General features: G+C 38.0%; 4 protein-coding genes and 1 tRNA gene. 3 read left to right on the plus strand and 2 right to left on the minus strand.

All coding sequences use genetic code 11. The annotated features are described in order from the left end of the window. Together P8M52_RS06625 and rpoZ are read right to left on the minus strand one after the other, a co-directional pair. On the minus strand, positions 1 to 395 hold a 395-nt coding region (locus P8M52_RS06625; protein WP_300309080.1), incomplete at its 3' end, for a MarR family transcriptional regulator. Positions 396 to 509: 114 nt separating this feature from the next. Next, a complete protein-coding gene (rpoZ, locus tag P8M52_RS06630; RefSeq protein WP_300309082.1) occupies positions 510 to 851 on the minus strand; it encodes a DNA-directed RNA polymerase subunit omega in 342 nt (113 codons plus the stop codon). A gap of 70 nt (positions 852 to 921) precedes the next feature. Between rpoZ and dnaQ the strand changes: the two genes are divergently transcribed. From dnaQ to P8M52_RS06645, 3 genes are all read left to right on the plus strand, one after another. After that, positions 922 to 1,593, plus strand: coding sequence for a DNA polymerase III subunit epsilon (dnaQ, locus tag P8M52_RS06635; protein ID WP_300309084.1), 672 nt, complete (start codon positions 922 to 924; stop codon positions 1,591 to 1,593). 15 nt (positions 1,594 to 1,608) lie between these two features. Continuing rightward, positions 1,609 to 3,075 (plus strand): 4-hydroxy-3-polyprenylbenzoate decarboxylase, encoded by a 1,467-nt coding sequence (gene ubiD / locus P8M52_RS06640; RefSeq protein ID WP_300309086.1) that lies wholly within the window; start codon positions 1,609 to 1,611, stop codon positions 3,073 to 3,075. 63 nt (positions 3,076 to 3,138) lie between these two features. Further along, positions 3,139 to 3,215, plus strand: a tRNA-Pro gene (locus tag P8M52_RS06645). The last annotated feature ends 21 nt before the right edge of the window (positions 3,216 to 3,236 follow it).

A 3,236-nucleotide genomic window follows, 5' to 3' on the forward strand; every position in this document is an offset into this window, starting at 1 on the left:
ACAACTGGATAGTGTTTTTCAATAAAATCAACACCCAGCTTCGTTAAACGAACAATCTTACTTCTTTTGTCAGTAGGATTAGAGTCTCTAATAATATAGCTTTTGGACTCTAATTTGATTAGCACCTTTGTTAAACCGCCTGAAGAGACCATCAGGGAACTAGACAGCAATGATGGCGTCAGTCTATAAGGATATGGAAACGATCTAAGCAACACCAGCACTTCAAATTCGAATACAGAAATGTCAAATTCATCGCACACTGTTTCCACTAGCAAGTTAAATTGAGAAGACGCCCTGCCCAAATTCAAAACTGCCATAGCTAAGTTAACATCTATATCCGGCCAATTTTCATGGAAACGAATCTCGGCATTTTCAATTTTAACTATCTTTTTCATGTGAAACTTATCTTTATAGTTTTAAAAACTATGATTAATCATACGTCATAAGCATGTTGATAAAAAAAATGACGCAAAAGCGTCATTTTTGTTAAATCCACTATAGTGTCCAAATTACTCTTCAGTATAGCTAACTTCGGTAACTTCATCAACACCTTCATCAACTGCAGATGCAGATAATTCTGCTTCAATTTCTTGAGCAGTTTCTGCATCATGAGCTTTTTGCTGTGCTGTTAACTCTTCTTCCATTGCATAATCTTCAGTTAAGATTGAAGCATTAACAAGGCCCGCCTCAATTTCTCTAAGAGCCACCACTGTTGGCTTATCCTTGCCTACATCTAAAGTTGATCTAAAACCACCTGAGCTTAATTGGTGAGCGCGTTTTGCAGCCACTAATACTAACTCAAAACGGTTATCTACAAAATCTAAACACTCTTCAACAGTTACTCTAGCCATAATACTCTCTAACTTTTAGTTATGATAAAATCAACCAATTTTACACGAAAATAAGTTCAAGGAATATTTGATGGAAAGACTAATTGTTTTAGATACTGAGACCACGGGCATTGAGCCATCTGAAGGTCATCGAATCATTGAAATTGGTTGTACTGAAATTATTGATAGAGAGATTACAGACGATAATGAATATCATCAATACATTCAACCGGAACGTAATGTTGGCGACTCTGTTCGAATTCATGGAATTACTGATAAATTTTTAACTGGAAAGCCAAAATTTGAAGAAATTGTCTCTGAATTTATGGAGTATATAAATGGTGCCACTTTAGTTATCCATAATGCACCTTTCGATTTAGGCTTCCTAAATCATGAGCTAAAATTATTTGGCTCTGACGAGCGCATTGAGGATCATTGCACCATTATTGATTCATTAGAGCTTTCCAAACAGCAACGGCCAGGTACACTGCACAATCTCGATTCATTATGTCGTCGTTTTGAAATTGATTCAAGTGCTAGAACCGTACACGGCGCCCTATTAGATGCTCAAATTCTTGCTCAAGTTTATCTAGCCATGACGGGTGGTCAATCTACCCTTTTTAGCAACGAACAGTCTTCTAATGAACAAAATAATTCAGATCATGAAATTATTCGAGTTGACAGTGGAATCGGTAAAATAAAACTAGTTCATGCCAATGCTCAAGAGCTAGAAGCGCACAACAACTATTTTTCCAATATTTAATTATTAAGAGTTTTCATGATATATCAAGATTTAAGAGAGTTTATTGCTGAGTTGGAAAATCGTGGCGAACTTAAGCGTATTGCCACCGAAGTAGACGCCAATTTAGAGATTACTGAAATCTGTCGTCGAACGCTTGACCAACAAGGTCCGGCATTATTATTTGAGAACGTTAAAGATTCAAATATTCCTGTTTTGGCTAATTTATTTGGTACCACAGGTCGAGTAGCTTCAGCTATGGGACAAGAAGATCTAGTCGCACTTAGAGAGCTTGGAAAACTTTTGGCTGAACTTAAACAACCTGAGCCACCTAAAGGGCTTAAAGACGCCATTAAAAAGCTACCAACGCTTAAAAAAGTCTTAAATATGCCGGTTAAATCTGTCAAAAAAGGCCAATGTCAAGAGGTTATTATTGAAGGAGATAAGGTCGACTTATCTATGCTTCCAATTCAAACCTGTTGGCCGGGAGATATTGCACCATTGGTTACCTGGGGTCTTACCATTACCAAAGGTCCTTTAAAAAAACGTCAAAATCTAGGTATTTACCGTCAACAAGTAATTGGTAAAAATAAACTTATTATGCGTTGGCTGTCCCATCGAGGTGGTGCACTTGATTTTAAAGATTGGTGTGAAGAAAATCCAGGTAAACCATATCCAGTAGCTGTTGCCATTGGCGCCGATCCTGCAACCACATTGGCAGCGGTAACCCCGATTCCTGATAGTTTAAGTGAATACGCTTTTGCTGGATTATTACGCGGTAAAAAAACTACGGTATGCCAATGTATCGGCAATGACTTGCAAGTACCTGAGAATGCTGAAATCATCTTAGAAGGTGTTATTTATCCTGATGAAATGGCTGATGAAGGGCCGTATGGTGATCACACTGGCTATTACAATGAAGTTGAGCGATTTCCAGTTTTCACTGTTGAACGTATTACTCATCGTAAGAATCCAATTTATCATTCAACTTACACAGGCAAGCCAATTGATGAGCCTGCAGTTTTGGGTGTGGCACTTAACGAAGTGTTTGTACCTTTACTACAGCAGCAATATCCTGAAATTACCGACTTTTACCTGCCACCTGAAGCCTGTTCGTATCGAATGGCTGTGGTTAGTATTAAGAAACAATATCCCGGTCATGCAAAACGGGTAATGATGGGCGTATGGTCTTTCTTACGTCAATTCATGTATACCAAGTTTGTTATTATTGTGGATGATGATATTGACGTTAAGGATTGGAAAGAAGTTATTTGGGCTATGACGACACGTGTTGACCCAACCCGTGATACTACTTTAATTGACAATACGCCAATTGACTATCTTGATTTTGCTTCCCCCGTGTCTGGCTTAGGATCGAAGATGGGTATTGATGCCACCAACAAATTTCCAGGTGAGACTGATCGTGAATGGGGCACGCCTATTGTTATGAATAAAGATGTTATTCAAAGGGTAGATGATATTTGGTCAGAACTCAAGATTGATTAATTATAAAAAATCCTACATTTAGCTATTTACAATTCAGCTTAACAAAGTATAATTTCTTTTTTTCGGAGTATAGCGCAGTTTGGTAGCGTATCTGGTTTGGGACCAGGTGGTCGGGGGTTCAAATCCCTCTACTCCGACCATATTATTAATTTTGCTCATAA

Source organism: Candidatus Thioglobus sp. (assembly GCF_029243085.1).
Taxonomy (GTDB): Bacteria; Pseudomonadota; Gammaproteobacteria; order PS1; family Pseudothioglobaceae; genus Thioglobus_A.